Genomic DNA, 14,678 nt, shown 5'->3' on the forward strand with positions numbered 1-14,678 from the left:
TGACGCCCCGCCTTCCGACCGGTACCGCCGCAGCATGATGGATTTCCCCCCCGGCCTTTCGGCCCTTTCCGACCGCTACGACGTGGTGCTGTGCGACGTCTGGGGCGTGATCCACAACGGCGTCGCCAGCTTCCCCGAGGCCTGCGAGGCCCTGACCAAGTGGGGTCAGGAGAAAGGCCCGGTGGTGCTGATCTCCAACTCGCCGCGCCCGTCGGCCGACGTGGTCGCGCAGCTGGACAGCCTGAGCGTGCCGCGCTCGGCCTGGAGCGGCTTCGTCACCTCGGGCGACGCGACGCGGGCACTGCTGAAGGCCAACGCGCCCGGCAAGGTCTGGAAGGTCGGACCCGCTCGGGACGACGTCCTTTATGACGGCATCGACCTGACGGCCGCCGGCTGCGAGGACGCCGACTTCATCTCCTGCACCGGCCTCTACGAGGACGAGAAAGAAGTCCCCGAGGACTATCGCGACCGCCTGAAGGTCGCCGCCGACCGGGGCCTCCTCTTCATCTGCGCCAATCCCGACCGCGTCGTGCAGCGCGGCGACAGGCTGATCTTCTGCGCCGGCGCCCTGGCCGACCTTTATGAGAGTCTGGGCGGCAAGGTCGTGATGGCCGGCAAGCCCTATGGCGCGATCTACGACCTGGCCCTGGCCGAGGCCGAGCGCCTGCTGGGCCGCCCCGTCGACCGCGATCGCGTGCTCTGCGTCGGCGACGGCGTCATCACCGACGTCAAGGGCGCCCACGACCAGAAGCTGGCCTGCCTGTTCATCGCCAAGGGCATCCACGGCGAGAAGGCGATCGGCCCGGACGGCAAGCTGAACCCGGATGCGGTGCTGGCCCTGCTCGAGGCCGAACAGGTCGGGGCGACCCACGCCGTCGGCGATCTGGTCTGGTGATCGGGTTTCGGAACGCTATGCTGTGTGCAACGCACAATAAGAACCCGAGGGGAAAGCGTCGTGCAGGGTAAGTTTCTCGAAGAGCTGAGCGTTGGCCGATCGGCCGAACTGGTCCGCGTCGTCGGCGAGGCCGACATCGAGGCCTTCGCCGAGGTGACCGGCGACAACAACCCCGTCCACCTGGACGCCGACTACGCGGCCAAGACCAGCTTCGGCGAGCGCATCGCCCACGGCATGCTGTCGGCCGGCTACATCTCGGCGGTGCTGGGCACCACCCTGCCCGGCCCCGGCGCGATCTACCTGTCCCAGGCGCTGCGCTTCAAGCGGCCGGTCAAGATCGGCGACAGCGTCACCGCTCGCGCCACCGTCACTGAAATCGACGAGGCCAAGGCCCGCGTCACCCTCGCCACGGTCTGCCTGGTCAACGGCAAGCCGGTGGTCGACGGCGAGGCCGTGGTCATGGTCCCTCGCAAGGCCGCCTGATGCTCCTGAAGACGATCCAAGCCTGGAAAGACCTGCCGCCGGAAGCGCGCGGCGCGTCGGTCGCCCTTGGCAATTTCGACGGCGTCCATCGCGGCCACCAGCAGGTGATCGCCCAGGCCGCGAAGGCCGCCCTGGCCGGCCAGACTCCGCTGGGCGTGGTCAGCTTCGACCCGCATCCGCGCCGTCTGTTCCGTCCCAGCGAACCGGCCTTCAAGCTGATGACCCACGGCCAGCAGGCCCGCGCGCTGGCCGGGCTGGGCGTCGATGTCTTCTACCTGCTGCCGTTCGACTTCGAGATGGCCAGCTTCGGCGACCGCGAATTCGTCGAGAAGGTGCTGGTCGAGGGCCTGGGCGTGAAACACGTGGCGGTCGGCTTCGACATCTCGTTCGGCCGCGGCCGCTCGGGCAGCGCCGAGCTGATGAAAGCCTATGGCGACGAGTACGGCTTCACCGTCTCGGTGGCCGAGCCGGTGGCCGATACTTCCAAGGAGGGCGGCGACGGCGAGAAGTTCTCCTCGACCGGCGTCCGCGACGCCCTGCGCGACGGCCACCCGGAGCAGGCCGCCCGCATCCTGGGCCGGCCGTTCGCGATCGAGGGCGTGGTCCGCCGCGGCCAGCAGCTGGGCCGCCAGCTGGGCTTCCCCACCGCCAATGTCGAGGTCGAGGACTATGTGGTCCCCAGGCTCGGCGTCTACGCCACCCGCACGCGCCTGCCCGACGGCCGCGAAGTCCCCGGCGTGGCCAATCTCGGCAACAACCCGACCACCGGCATCGTCGAGACACGGCTGGAGACCTGGCTGTTCGACTTCGACGAGGACCTTTACGGCCAGATCATCGAGACCGACCTGATCGCCTTCCTGCGGCCCGAGCTGAAGTTCGACAGCCTGGACCTGATGATCGAGCAGATCCATCGGGATGAGCAGCAGGCGCGGGCGATCGTCGCGCCGGCGTTTTAGGACGACGCGCCAGTTCCTCCCCCGCAACGCGGGGGAGGTGGCCCAGAGGGCCGGAGGGGGCTAACTCGGCCGACTTCCAGCTCGCCCCCTCAGTCGCTCCGCGACAGCTCCCCCGCCACGCGGGGGAGCATCTTGTCAGGCTGGCTTTGCCGCCGGCCCTCTGCTATCCCGCTGCCCCATGAGTTCCGTTCGGAAGATTTCGCGAATTATCCGCCCGGCGTGACGCCGCCGGACGATCCTCCAGCGCGCGCCGGGTTCTCCCGCCCTCTTCCGACATCTTTTCAAAGCCGGACTTAAATTCCATGGCCGACGACGCCACGCCCGCCCGCGACTATCGCGAGACCGTCTTCCTTCCCGACACCCCGTTCCCGATGCGCGCGGGCCTGCCCAAGAAGGAGCCCGAGATCCTGGAGGGCTGGGCGGCTCTCTCCGACAAGGGCCTGTACGGCGCGGTGCGCGCCAAGCGCCAGGCCGACGGCGCGCCGCTGTACGTGCTGCACGACGGCCCGCCCTACGCCAACGGCGCGATCCACATCGGCCACGCGCTGAACAAGATCCTGAAGGACTTCGTGGTCCGCAGCCGCTTCGCGCTTGGCTACGACGTCGACTACGTCCCCGGCTGGGACTGCCACGGCCTGCCGATCGAGTGGAAGATCGAGGAGAAGTTCCGCGCCCAAGGCCGCCGCAAGGACGAGGTCCCGGCCGAGGAGTTCCGTCGCGAGTGCCGCGCCTACGCCGGCCAGTGGATCGAGGCCCAGAAGACCGAGTTCCAGCGCCTGGGCGTGCTGGGCGACTGGTGGAACCGCTACGCCACCATGGACTTCAGCTCTGAAGCCACGATCGTCGCCGAATTCCACAAGTTCCTGGCCAGCGGCCAGCTCTATCGCGGCTCGAAGCCGGTGATGTGGAGCCCGGTCGAGCGCACGGCCCTGGCCGACGCCGAGATCGAGTACCACGATCACGTCTCGCCCACGATCTGGGTGAAGTTCCCGGTCGTCGAGGGCTCCGAGGCCGCCCAGGGCGCCAAGCTGGTGATCTGGACGACCACCCCGTGGACCATCCCGGCCAACCGCGCCGTCTCGTACAATCCCGACATCCCCTACGCCGTCTTCGAGGTGAAGGCGCTGGAGGAGGGTCTCGAGTTCGAGCCCTGGGCCAAGCCCGGTGATCGCCTGATCATCGCCGAGAAGCTTGCCGGCGATGTCTTCAAGGCCGCCAAGGTCGCGGCGTGGGAGAAGGTCGAGAGCGTCGACTGCGAAGGCATGGTCCTGGCCCATCCGCTGGCCGACCTCGACAGCCATTACGGCTTCGCGGTGCCGATGCTGGCCGGCGACCACGTCACCGACGACGCCGGCACCGGCTTCGTCCACACCGCCCCGGGCCACGGCGCCGACGACTATCAGGTCTGGCTGGCCCACGGTCACCGCGAGATCCCCGACACCGTCGATCCCGACGGCGCCTACTATCCGCACGTGCCGCTGTTCGCGGGCCTCAAGGTGCTGGAGACCGAGGGCAAGAAGGTCGGCAAGTTCGGCCCCGCCAATGGCGCGGTCATGGAAAAGCTGATCGAGGCCGGCAACCTGCTGGCGCGCGGCCGGGTCGAGCACAGCTATCCGCACAGCTGGCGCTCCAAGGCGCCGGTGATCTTCCGCAACACCCCGCAGTGGTTCATCCGCATGGACCACGCGGTGGACAGCCTTGGCGGCAAGACCCTGCGCGAGGTCGCGGTCCAGTCGCTGGCCGACACCGCCTTCCACCCCGACGCCGGCCGCAACCGCATCGGCGCCATGGTCGAGACGCGTCCGGACTGGCTGATCAGCCGCCAGCGCAACTGGGGCACGCCGCTGGCCATGTTCGTGGATAAGCACACCGGCCACCCGCTGAACGACCCCGAGGTCAACGCCCGTATCCTCGCGGCCATCCGCGAAGGCGGCGCCGACGCCTGGTTCACGCGTCCCGACAGCGACTTCCTGGGCGTCCACGACCCGGCCCAGTACGAGAAGATCACCGACATCCTCGATGTCTGGTTCGACTCGGGCTGCACCCACGCCTTCACGATCGAGGGCCGCGAGGACAGCCACTGGCCGGCGGACCTCTATCTCGAAGGCTCCGACCAGCACCGCGGCTGGTTCCAGTCGTCTCTGCTCGAAGGCTCCGGAACCCGGGGCCGCGCCCCCTACAAGGCCGTCCTGACCCATGGCTTCACCATGGACGAGAACGGCGAGAAGATGTCCAAGTCCAAGGGCAACACGGTCGAGCCGCAGTCGATCACCAAGGAGTCCGGCGCGGAAATCCTGCGCCTGTGGGCGGCGATGGTCGACTATTCGGAGGACCAGCGGATCGGCAAGACGATCCTGGCCACCACCACCGACGCCTATCGCAAGCTGCGCAACACCATGCGCTATCTGCTGGGGGCGCTCGCCGGCTTCGACGAGGCCGAGCGGGTCACCGACTACGCCGACTTCCCGCCGCTGGAGAAGTACATCCTGCACCGCCTGTGGGAGCTGGATGGCCAGGTGCGCGAGGCCTACGAGAGCTACCGCTTCTCGGATGTGATCCGGCCCCTGATCGAGTTCTGCCAGGGCGACCTGTCGGCGCTGTATTTCGACGTCCGCCGCGACAGCCTCTATTGCGACCGCCCCGACGCGCTGAAGCGCCGGGCCTATCGCACGGTGCTGGACCATGTCTTCGACCGCCTGACCATCTGGCTGGCCCCGCTGGCCAGCTTCACGATGGAAGAGGCCTGGGTCACCCGCTTCCCCGAGGCGGGTCCGGTGACGCTGCGGGTCATGCCCGAGCGCGTCGACGCCTGGCGCAACGACGGCGAGGCCGCCCGCTGGGCCAAGGTCGAGACGGTCACCTCCGTGGTGACCGGCGCCCTGGAAGTCGAGCGCCGCGAAAAGCGCATCGGCTCGGCCCTGGAGGCCGCTCCGGTGGTGCACGTCGCCGACGCCGACCTGCTGGCCGCCTTCGAGGGCCTGGACGCCGCCGAGGTGTTCCGCACGTCTTCGGCCACGCTCGTGGCGGGCGACGCCGGCGCGTTCCGCGTCGACGAGGTCAAGGGCGTGTCGGTCGATCCGAACAAGGCCGAAGGCAGCAAGTGCGCCCGCTCGTGGCGCATCCTGCCGGAGGTGGGAACCGATCCCCGCTATCCGGAGCTTAGCCTTCGCGACGCCGACGCCGTGGCCCACTGGGACGCGACGCACGGCTGATAATCTCCCTCTCCCATGGGGAGAGGGGTAGGGGTGAGGGGATAAACCGGTCGCCGGCGTAACCCCTCACCTCCCGCCGCCTTCGCGGCGGGTCCCTCCTCTCCCTCCGGGAGAGGATTTCAGAACGGGGGACGACGCCCTTGAAAATCACCCGCCTCGGCTGGACCGCCTACGCGATCGCCGCCGCCGTCCTGGTGCTGGACCAGCTTTCCAAGCTCTGGATCCTGGGCTTCCTGGGCCGCGAGCAAGGCGCCAGCGTCCCGCTGCTGGGCCCGCTGCACCTGACCATGGTCCATAACTACGGCATGAGCTTTGGCTTGCTGAAGAACAGCGACTGGGGCCGCTGGCTGCTGATCGGCTTCTCGGTCGTGGTGGTGATCGCTCTGGCCATCTGGGCGCGCAAGGCGACCAAGCTCCTCCCCGCCCTGGGGATCGGCATGATCATCGGCGGCGCCATCGGCAACAACCTGATCGACCGGGTGCAATACGGCTATGTCGTCGACTTCATCGACGTCTCTCGGCTCTATTTCCCCTGGGTGTTCAACGTCGCCGACTCGGGCATCTCGATCGGGGTGGCGCTGCTGCTGCTGGACAGCTTCCTCTCCGAGGAGAGCAAACTGTCGCATCAGACCGAGTAGTTTTGGCCGATTGCCGCCGCAATCGCGTGGGACATTGGCGCCCGCGCGAGGATGTCGTATCGAGAGCGTCCGAATTTTGGGCCGGGGGTCGGCTCTGCTGGAGCATGGTTTGATGAGTTTCAATCGGGTCGCCGCTGTTAGCGCCCTGACCGTCGTGGCCGCGATCGGCCTGGCCGGCTGCACCTCGACCAAGAAGGCCCTGGGGATGGACAAGGTCGTCCCCGACGAATTCCGCGTGGTCAGCAAGGCCCCGCTGGTCGTGCCGCCCGACTACGCCCTGCGCCCGCCGGCGCCCGGCGAGCCGCGCCCGCAGGAGCTGCAGCCCGAAAGCGCCGCCCGCGCCGCCCTGATCGGCCAGAGCAACGCCGCCGGCCGCTCGGAAGGCGAGAAGCTGCTGGTCGCCCGCGCCGGCTCGGACAAGGCTGACCCGCTGATCCGCTTCGTCGTCGACGACGAGAACGGCGACCTGGCCCACAAGGACGAGAGCTTCGCCAGCAAGGTGATGTTCTGGAAGAAGGGCCAGTCCAAGACCAACGTCACGACCGCCGCCGAGTCGGGCGCCAACGCCCCGCTGGAAGTCGACGCCGCCGCCGAGGAGGCTCGCCTCAAGAAGCTGGTGGGCGATGGCGGCGTGGTCATCAGCCGCGAGAAGAAGGGCGGCATCAAGCTGCCGGGCCTCTAAGGCCTGACTTCAACAAGACACGAACGGCCCGGAGCCTCGCGGTTCCGGGCCGTTTTCGTTTGGGGCTTTTAGCGCCCCCTCCGTCGCGATGCGTATCCGCATCACGCCACCTCCCCCGTTTCACGGGTGAGGAGAAGTGGCTACCTCCTGCCCCGCTTGCGGGGGAGGTGGCGCGGTGCCGATAGGCGACGTGACGGAGGGGGCGTTGCGGAGCCCTACCCTTCACCCGGCGTTCGCACCGTGATCCCCCGCGACCGCAGCTTGTCGAGCACGCCGTTCTCGGCGACCAGGGCGCGCAGGGGGAAGTAGGCGACCGCGTGACCGGGGGTCTTGAGCAGGTTCGTCAGGCCTTCGACCTCGTCGTCGACCAGTTGGCGCTTGAGGTCCGCGACGCCCGGCAGCAGCAGCTCGCACCGCTCGGCGCTGCGCGGGCCGGCCAGGGCGTCCTTGACCCGGCCTTGCGACCAGGCCTGGGCGGCGGCGCGGATCGGCGCGGCCCCTACCTCGGTCGCGTCGAGCGTTTCGGACAGACAGACCAGCCCCGCCGCCTCGCCGTGCTCGCGCACCACGGACTTCAGCATCGGCATGGCCTTGTGGGTCGCCGCCGGCCGCGCCTTTACGCGCTTCTTGCGGGCGAGTTCCGCAATGTCCTTGTCCGGCTGCGAGGTCTGGAGCTTGGCCTGGGCGTTGGCCTTTCCGTTCAGTTGGAGCGCGACGAGCAGCGGCTTCCACCTGCGCCAGCCGTCGGCGTTCTTGGGATCGACGGCGGTCCAGGCGCGCTGGGTCCGCGCCGCCAGCGCCGGAGACCGCGCCGCCCAGTCGCCGTCGTCCTTGAGGCTGTTACGTAGCCTCAGCATGGCCGGAATGTCGGTCAGGCCCGCCTGCCAGACGGGCGGCGTCAGCAAGGCGAAGGCGCCGTCCAGGCGGCGCTCCAGCACCGTCCGGTCCCAGGGCTGGCCCTTGGGCAGCGCGCTCGGCACACCCAGCACATAGATCGTCGTGTCGCCGTCGGAGACGCGCCACCAAGCCGGGCCAGGCAGCTTGGCGCTGACCACCAGCGCCTCGACCACATTGGCCTGAGGATCATCGATCGCCTGGGCGTTGGCCGAAGACCCCATGACCGCCGCGCTCAAGGCCAAGCCCGTCAGGACTGCTCGCATCGCACCCTCCCCGTGTCGCGGCTCAACCCTCGCGGGACCGTGTGGCGGAAGCTTGACCTTATTCGGGCGCTGTCACGGTGAAGCCCTTGGCGCGCAGGCGATCCAGCACCCCGCCTTCGGCCAGCAGCGAGCGCAGCTCGATGATCGCCACGGCCTTGCCGGGTTTCTTGAGCGCCGACGTGATCGCGCCGACCGCATCGTCCTGGCCGTCCTTGAACTGGCGCGCGATCCAGGGCGTGGAGGCCAAGCATCGCTGATAGCCGCGCTCGGCCGCAACGACCTGACGCACTTGGCCCTCGGCCCATTGGTCGGCGGTCTCGCGGACGCTGGCCAGCCCGTTCTCGGCCTCCTTCAGGCCCGCATCCAGGCAAAGCTCCTGCAGGGGCTGGGGCGCCTCGGCCAGCGACTTGACCATGCCGATCAGGTCGTAGTCGCCCAGCTTCCTCACCCGGGGCTGGACCGCGACCTCCTTGCTCTTGGCCAGGTCGCGGATCTTGTTGGTCAGGTCGCCCACGGTGATGGAGACGCCGCCGCCCCGCTCATTAGCGATGACGAAGCCCGCCAGCGCCGGCTTCATGTCGTCGTGCTCGTCGAGCGGCTTGCCCCGGGCCTTCAGTTGCTTCTCCAGCCGCGCCCGCAGATCGGGCGGCAGGGTCTCGCGCATCGGCCTGTCCACCTTGAACTGTTTGCCGCGCCCGGGGATCAGGGCCAGCAGGCTCAGGATCCGGACCTCCGGCTCCTGGCCGATGATCAGGATGTTGGCGCCGTCCAGGCGGCGGCGCAGCACCGACGTGTCGAAGTCCAGCTTCCTGGGTGCGAAGGCGGGTACGCCCATCACGTAGACCGTGGTGTCGGCGTCTGAGACCTTCCACCAGGCTGGCCCAGGCAGGCGGGCGTTGACGATCAGCTCTTCGACGAGGTTGGCCTGGCTGTCGACCGGCGTCAGGTCGACGGGCTTGGTCTGATGGATCGAGACCTCGTTCTTGCCCTGGGCTTGGGCGAAGGCGGAACCGCCACACATCAGGGAAATCGCCAGACCGGCGGCGGCGAAACGGGTCAGGGTCACTATCTGTCTTCCTCGAACGACGGCGGAATCGAGCTAAGGTTCCCGATCTCCATCTGGTTGGCCGATCGGCTTTCGTTCGGCAACTTAAGGAGTTGCAATGTCAGCGCCCCGCCTCACGTGTGGTCGCCGGCCTGCTTCGTGAAAGTCCGCTTGATGCCCATCCGCCGCCTGCCGCCCGAGACCGTCAACCGCATCGCCGCCGGCGAGGTGGTCGAACGGCCCGCGAGCGCGATCAAGGAGCTGGTCGACAACGCCATCGACGCGGGCGCCACGCGGATCGAGGTCGAGGCCCATGGCGGCGGCCTGACCCGCATCCTGGTGGCCGACGACGGCTGCGGTCTCTCGGCCGAGGAACTGCCGGTGGCGATCGAGCGCCACGCGACCTCGAAGCTGGCGCCCGACGCCGACGGCCTCTGGGACCTGCTGCGCATCCACACCATGGGCTTCCGCGGCGAGGCCCTGCCGTCGATCGGCTCGGTGGCGCGGCTGCAGATCAGCTCGCGCGCCAAGGGCGAGAAGGACGCCTTCTCGATCCTGGTCGAGGGCGGCCAGGTCGGCGATGTCGCCCCCGCCGCCTTCCCGGGTCCGCATGGGGCGCGGATCGAAGTCCGCGACCTCTTCTACGCCACCCCCGCGCGCCTGAAGTTCATGAAGTCCGAGCGCGCCGAGGCCCTGGCGATCACCGAGGAGATCAAGCGCCAGGCCATGGCCAACGAGAGCGTCGGCTTCTCGCTGGACATCGACGGCCGCCGCGTGCTGCGCCTGCCGCCCGAGCATCCGGGTCCGCAAGGACGGCTGGCGCGTCTGGCCGCCGTGCTGGGCCGCGAGTTCCAGGAGAACGCCCTGGAGATCGACCAGGTCCGCGACGGCGTGCGTCTGTCGGGCTTCGCCGGCCTGCCGACCTACAATCGCGGCAACGCCGCCCATCAGTACCTGTTCGTCAATGGCCGGCCGGTGCGCGACCGCCTGCTGCAAGGCGCCCTGCGCGCGGCCTATGCCGACTTTTTGGCGCGGGACCGCCACCCGACGGCGGCGCTCTATGTCACGCTCGACACCGCCGAGGTCGACGTCAACGTCCACCCGGCCAAGGCCGAGGTGCGCTTCCGCGATCCGGCCCTGGTGCGCGGCCTGATCGTCGGTGCCCTGCGCCACGCCCTGGCGGGCGCCGGCCATCGCGCCTCGACCACGGTCGCGGCCCAGGCCCTGGACAGCATCCGCGCCCAGCAGAGCCCCTTCCCGGGCTACCAGCCGGGCCCTTCGGCCGCCGGCTTCTCGGCCTGGCGCGAAGGCGGCTGGGCGCCGCCGACGCAGCGGCCCTTAAACATGCAAAGCATGGACTTGCCGGGCCTGAATGAGGTGTCGGCCAGGGTCGAGCCCAGCTATGGCGGCGAGCTGGCCGAGGTGGTGCGCGAGGCCTATGCGTCGGTCGCGTTCGAGGATCGTCCGATCACGGACCACCCTTCGGCCGCCGCGCCTTTCGATCCCGTCGACTATCCCCTGGGGGCGGCTCGGGCCCAGGTGCACGAGACCTATATCGTCGCCCAGACCCGCGACGGCATGGTCATCGTCGACCAGCACGCCGCCCACGAGCGCCTGGTCTATGAGCGGATGAAGGGCGAGATGGCGGCCGGCGGCGTGGCCCGCCAGACCTTGCTGCTGCCCGAGGTGGTCGATCTTGATCCCGCCGAAGCCGAGCGCGTGATAGCCCGCGCCGAGGAGCTGGCGAACCTTGGCCTGGTCATCGAGAGCTTCGGCCCCGGCGCGGTTCTGGTGCGCGAGACGCCGGCCTTGCTGGGCAAGACCGACGCCGCGGGCCTGATCCGCGACATCGCCGACGACCTGGCCGAGAATGGCGCGGCCCTGGCGCTCAAGGAGCGGCTGGAAGAGGTGTGCTCGACCATGGCCTGCCATGGCAGCGTTCGCGCCGGCCGCCGCCTGAACGGGGCCGAGATGAACGCCCTGCTGCGCGAGATGGAAGCCACCCCCCACTCGGGCCAGTGCAACCACGGCCGCCCCACCTATGTCGAACTGAAGCTGGCCGACATCGAGAAGCTGTTCGGGCGGCGGTGATCGCCAAAGCGCCCCCTCCGTCTCGCCGCTTCGCGACGATCCACCTCCCCCGCTGCGCGAGGGAGGATGGCCTCCTCCTCACCCGTGCAAACGGGGGAGGTGTCGCTCACCGCTTGTCCGCGAACACCCGCATCGCCTCGGCCAGGTACTCGGTCAGGCCCGGCGCGATCGCCTCGTAGCGGGCGGTGAACTCCGGGTTCTCCTGATAGAGATGGCCCAGGCCCTTGAAGGCGTCCGGCGTCGGCTCGCGGTTCCAGGAGCGCCCGACCCACGCCCAATGCCGGCGCATGATCGCGGTCACCGGCTCGCTGTCGACCGGCAGGCCCTGGCTCAGCGCCTTGGCCAGGTCGTGCTCGATCGCCTTGGCCTCTTCCTGGAAATGGGACCAGTCCTTCTTGCCCCAGGTCTTCATGCCGGCCTTGGCGTCGGCGATCCGCTGGGCGGCCTCGTCGCCATAGCGGTCGACCAGCCAGGCCTCGTGCTGGGCCTGCTTCTTCGGATCGAAGCCTTCGAAAAGCATCTTGTCGTCCATCGTCTCGTCTCCTTCGAGGGTGGCGAGGGTTTGGTCGACGACGGTGACCAGGCGAGCATAGCGCTCGGCCTCGGCCGCCAGGCGTTCGCGTTGAGCGCGAAGCGCGGCGGCGAGATCGAAGCGCGGATCGTCCAACACGGCCTGGATGTCCTTCAGCGGAGTTTCCAGGGTGCGATGGAAGAGGATCTGCTGCAGGCGCAACAGGTCCTGACGGTCGTAGTAGCGATAGCCGTTGGCCCCGACGGCGCGGGGCCGCAAAAGACCGATGGCGTCGTAATGGTGCAGCGCGCGCACCGAAACGCCAGACAGCTTGGCCATCTGTTTGACCGTGTAGACGCTCAACCTGGGTGTCCTTTCGTCGACCTTGCCTCTCGATGGCGAGATGACTCAGGGATCACGCGACGTGAGGGTCAAGCGCGCCGTGGCGGAAAATTCCGCGGGGCTCAGCTCAAGGCGATGGGCGCGCCCTCGGCGGCGGCGATCGGCTTGTCGAGCAGGGTGGTGATGGCGGGGCCCTGGACGCGGACGAGGCCTCCCGCGCGGCACGCGTCGAGCTCGGCGCGCGAGGCGACGCCGGCGACGCCTTGCCTGACGCCCTTGCCGTCGTAGGTGTGCTTGCGCTCGACGAACTTCTGGATCGTGCTCATCCGGTCGAACTCGGTCTCGCCGGTCAGCAGCAGGGTGACGCTGTCGATCAGCTCGGGCGGCAGGCCGTGGATCGGGAAGGTGGCGTCGTCGACGCGCAGATCCATGAAGGCGAAGCTGCCCTTCAGGAAGGCGCGCATCTGTTGCAGCATGCCCAACGAGGCCTCGCGCGGCGTGCCGTAGATGGTGGCGACCAGGCGCGGTTGCTGGTCCAGCGGATAGCGCGACAGGCGGCTCTTGTAGGCGTCCTGGGCCGATGGCGTGGTCAGGTTCCAGAAGCCAAACGGTACGAGGATTTCGCCGAACGTCGCCGTCTTCAGCGCGGCCTGGGCGTCCGTCAGGCAAACGAGATCGCGCTTGAGCAGCTTGTCGTCGTCTTCGGGCGGCGGCTCGAGCAGATCGGCGCGCATGCCGATCAGCGATCCGGCGAAAGCGTCGGCGGAAAGATCATAGACGCCCCACCAGCCCGTCTGGGCCGGCGGCGGCGGGGGCGGAGCCTTGGGGGGCGCTGGCGCCTTGGCGACCTTGGCTGGCTTTTCGGCCGGCGGGATCTCCGGCGCGCCTTCGGCGGCGGCCTTCTCGGCGGCCAGGATCTTGGCCTCGGCCGGCGTGCTGGGGACGGACTCCACGGCGTCGGCGGTGATCACGTGGACCCGGCCGGCCGCGCCGCCATAGCCCTGGCCGGCGACAAGGCCCGCCAACTCCTGCTGCGACAGGCTGGCGAACTTCAGCACCGCCGTCTCGTCGCCTTCGAAGGTCATCAAGCACACCTGGCCGCCCTGGCGGCCCGGGAACAGCACCGACTCAAGCTCGGCGGCCAGTTCCTGCATCTCGGTGGGATCGAACGCCTCGACCCGGTTGTCGGCCAGCACGAAGGCCAACGGGGCGACCGCGCCGCACTTGCGGGGCGCGCGCCAACGGGCCTTGAGGAAGGCGTCGGCCACGGCCTGCGCCTTCGACTTCGGGACCTCACCGGGCTGGCTCTCGCCGCCGGGGTTGAACAGGATTCGGAGGCAGGCGATGGCCGTCATGATTGCAACATTAGGTAGGAATCCTCGCCAATTCGTTGAGGAGTCCGGCAAAACGCGGGAGACCCGCTCGCCTTACACGGCCAGCGGAAGCTCATCGATCGGCGCCTCCTGCTCGGTCACGGGCGTGGCGAACAGGCCGCTGATGAAAGGACCCTTGACCGTGTTGGCGCCCATGCGCCGCGCCAGCTCCAGCTCGCGCGCGTTGCGCACGCCAGCCAGGCCCTGGCGCAGACGGCGCGTGGCGTAGACTTTCCGGTCGGACAGAAAGCGATGGATCTTCAGCAGGCGGGACTTCTCGTCGTCGCCCTCCAGCTGCAGAACAACGCCATGCGCCAGACCTTCGGGAACGGCTTGGCAGTAGAAGCCGGCGTCGTGCACCCTCAGGTCGACGCGGGCGAAGTTCGGCAGGACCAGGTCGCGCAGCGGCGCGATCGCCGAGAACGGCAGGTCCCGCGGCACCTCATAGATCACGGCCGCCATCCGCTCGCGGACGCTGGGCGAAAGGGCCGTCAGGCGCGCCTGATAGGCGTCGCGGATCCCGGCGCGAACGACGCTCCACATCCGCACCCCGACCCAGGCCTTGAGACTGGGGTCGGCCTCCAAGGCCGCGACCGCACGGTCGAAGGCCAGGAGGTCGTGCTCTGCGAACTCGTTGTCGTCTTGCGGCTCCGGCGCGCCGGACTTGCGGACGACCATGATCTCGGAGCTCTCGAACTTCTGGCTTCCCAGGTTGTAGACTCCACGCCAGCCGAGATGGATCGGCGTGGGCGCCTCGACCTTGGGCTTGTCCGCGACCTTGCGGGGCGTCGAGCCCCACGGCGCCAGCTCCTGGACGCCGTCGCCGCGGATCAGGCGCGTGCGGCCCTCGGGCGGCGGCGGCTTGCCCCCGCGCATGGCCAGCAATTCGTCTTCGCCGAGGGTGGAGAACTTGAGGACCTGCTCCTCGTCGCCCTCGAAGGTGAGCATGCAGAGATCGTCGCGGCCCTGGGTGCCGAACAGCCGCAGCTGCAGCTCCTGGGCCATGTTGCGCAGCTCTTCGCCGTCGAGGTAGTCGGCGTGCGGGTCGACCAGCACATAGGCGCCGGGAGCCACGCGGCCATAGCGCCGGGGCGGCGGCCAATGGGCTTCGATATAGGCGGACGAGGTCTTGTCGATCTTGGCCGGAGTCACGCCTTCGACGGCCGACTCGCGCGCGCCGCGCTCAATGCAGATTCGAAGACAGGCCATCCCACCCATGCGGCGGAATTTATAGCGGCAGGTATTGAGAATTGCTTCTCGTAACTAATGCCGCGACAACGCGCCACAGAC

At 68.9% G+C, this 14,678-nt stretch carries 12 protein-coding genes and 2 pseudogenes; 8 read left to right on the forward strand and 6 right to left on the reverse strand.

What is annotated here, in order from left to right:
- Positions 1 to 34 precede the first annotated feature (34 nt).
- The 7 genes from CSEG_RS18430 (at position 35) to CSEG_RS18455 (ending at position 6,866) form a co-directional block, all read left to right on the forward strand.
- Positions 35 to 895 carry a TIGR01459 family HAD-type hydrolase gene (locus CSEG_RS18430; RefSeq protein ID WP_013080743.1) on the forward strand — a complete coding sequence of 287 codons (861 nt, stop codon included), beginning with the start codon at positions 35 to 37 and terminating at the stop codon, positions 893 to 895.
- A 36-nt stretch (positions 896 to 931) separates the two neighbouring features.
- Positions 932 to 1,378, forward strand: coding sequence for a MaoC family dehydratase (locus tag CSEG_RS18435; RefSeq protein ID WP_193852726.1), 447 nt, complete (start codon positions 932 to 934; stop codon positions 1,376 to 1,378).
- A complete protein-coding gene (locus CSEG_RS18440) occupies positions 1,378 to 2,334 on the forward strand; it encodes a bifunctional riboflavin kinase/FAD synthetase (protein WP_013080745.1) in 957 nt (318 codons plus the stop codon). The genes CSEG_RS18435 and CSEG_RS18440 overlap by 1 nt, the downstream gene beginning before the upstream one ends.
- Positions 2,335 to 2,512: 178 nt before the next feature.
- Positions 2,513 to 2,557 (forward strand): hypothetical protein, encoded by a 45-nt coding sequence (locus CSEG_RS23015; RefSeq protein ID WP_181242883.1) that lies wholly within the window; start codon positions 2,513 to 2,515, stop codon positions 2,555 to 2,557.
- A gap of 79 nt (positions 2,558 to 2,636) precedes the next feature.
- A complete protein-coding gene (ileS, locus tag CSEG_RS18445; protein WP_013080746.1) occupies positions 2,637 to 5,546 on the forward strand; it encodes an isoleucine--tRNA ligase in 2,910 nt (969 codons plus the stop codon).
- A gap of 140 nt (positions 5,547 to 5,686) precedes the next feature.
- Complete coding sequence (gene lspA / locus CSEG_RS18450) at positions 5,687 to 6,184, forward strand: signal peptidase II (protein WP_013080747.1); 498 nt, start codon at positions 5,687 to 5,689, stop codon at positions 6,182 to 6,184.
- A gap of 112 nt (positions 6,185 to 6,296) precedes the next feature.
- The gene (locus tag CSEG_RS18455; protein ID WP_013080748.1) at positions 6,297 to 6,866 is read left to right on the forward strand and encodes a DUF3035 domain-containing protein; all 570 of its coding nucleotides are present in this window, start codon (positions 6,297 to 6,299) and stop codon (positions 6,864 to 6,866) included.
- A gap of 120 nt (positions 6,867 to 6,986) precedes the next feature.
- Here CSEG_RS18455 and CSEG_RS23815 read toward each other — a convergent pair.
- The 3 genes and pseudogenes from CSEG_RS23815 to CSEG_RS18465 form a co-directional block, all read right to left on the reverse strand.
- Positions 6,987 to 7,070: pseudogene (locus CSEG_RS23815) on the reverse strand (hypothetical protein); the annotation flags it as partial.
- Between the two features lie 11 nt (positions 7,071 to 7,081).
- Entirely contained in the window at positions 7,082 to 8,026 is a 945-nt protein-coding gene (locus tag CSEG_RS18460) for a TraB/GumN family protein (protein ID WP_013080749.1), read from the reverse strand.
- A gap of 58 nt (positions 8,027 to 8,084) precedes the next feature.
- Positions 8,085 to 9,132: pseudogene (locus CSEG_RS18465) on the reverse strand (TraB/GumN family protein); the annotation flags it as partial.
- 113 nt (positions 9,133 to 9,245) lie between these two features.
- On the opposite strand from CSEG_RS18465, the gene mutL reads away from it, so the two are divergent.
- Positions 9,246 to 11,162 carry a DNA mismatch repair endonuclease MutL gene (gene mutL, locus CSEG_RS18470; protein ID WP_013080751.1) on the forward strand — a complete coding sequence of 639 codons (1,917 nt, stop codon included), beginning with the start codon at positions 9,246 to 9,248 and terminating at the stop codon, positions 11,160 to 11,162.
- Positions 11,163 to 11,268: 106 nt separating this feature from the next.
- Here mutL and CSEG_RS18475 read toward each other — a convergent pair whose 3' ends face one another.
- The 3 genes from CSEG_RS18475 to CSEG_RS18485 all read right to left on the reverse strand — a co-directional run bounded on the left by CSEG_RS18475 (position 11,269) and on the right by CSEG_RS18485 (position 14,597).
- A complete protein-coding gene (locus CSEG_RS18475; protein WP_013080752.1) occupies positions 11,269 to 12,036 on the reverse strand; it encodes a MerR family transcriptional regulator in 768 nt (255 codons plus the stop codon).
- Between the two features lie 101 nt (positions 12,037 to 12,137).
- Entirely contained in the window at positions 12,138 to 13,370 is a 1,233-nt protein-coding gene (locus tag CSEG_RS18480) for a hypothetical protein (RefSeq protein WP_013080753.1), read from the reverse strand.
- Positions 13,371 to 13,442: 72 nt separating this feature from the next.
- The gene (locus CSEG_RS18485; RefSeq protein ID WP_013080754.1) at positions 13,443 to 14,597 is read right to left on the reverse strand and encodes a hypothetical protein; all 1,155 of its coding nucleotides are present in this window, start codon (positions 14,595 to 14,597) and stop codon (positions 13,443 to 13,445) included.
- Positions 14,598 to 14,678 lie beyond the last annotated feature (81 nt).

Origin of the sequence: Caulobacter segnis ATCC 21756 (assembly GCF_000092285.1) — a bacterium.
Taxonomy (GTDB): Bacteria; Pseudomonadota; Alphaproteobacteria; order Caulobacterales; family Caulobacteraceae; genus Caulobacter; species Caulobacter segnis.

Excerpts from the sequence above, each read along its gene's own strand:
- CSEG_RS18430 (WP_013080743.1), top strand. The coding sequence starts at position 35 with ATGATGGATTTCCCCCCCGGCCTTTCGGCCCTTTCCGACCGCTACGAC.
- CSEG_RS18440 (WP_013080745.1), top strand. The coding sequence starts at position 1,378 with ATGCTCCTGAAGACGATCCAAGCCTGGAAAGACCTGCCGCCGGAAGCG.
- ileS (WP_013080746.1), top strand. The coding sequence starts at position 2,637 with ATGGCCGACGACGCCACGCCCGCCCGCGACTATCGCGAGACCGTCTTC.
- CSEG_RS18455 (WP_013080748.1), top strand. The coding sequence starts at position 6,297 with ATGAGTTTCAATCGGGTCGCCGCTGTTAGCGCCCTGACCGTCGTGGCC.
- CSEG_RS18460 (WP_013080749.1), bottom strand. The coding sequence starts at position 8,026 with ATGCGAGCAGTCCTGACGGGCTTGGCCTTGAGCGCGGCGGTCATGGGG.
- mutL (WP_013080751.1), top strand. The coding sequence starts at position 9,246 with ATGCCCATCCGCCGCCTGCCGCCCGAGACCGTCAACCGCATCGCCGCC.
- CSEG_RS18480 (WP_013080753.1), bottom strand. The coding sequence starts at position 13,370 with ATGACGGCCATCGCCTGCCTCCGAATCCTGTTCAACCCCGGCGGCGAG.
- CSEG_RS18485 (WP_013080754.1), bottom strand. The coding sequence starts at position 14,597 with ATGGCCTGTCTTCGAATCTGCATTGAGCGCGGCGCGCGCGAGTCGGCC.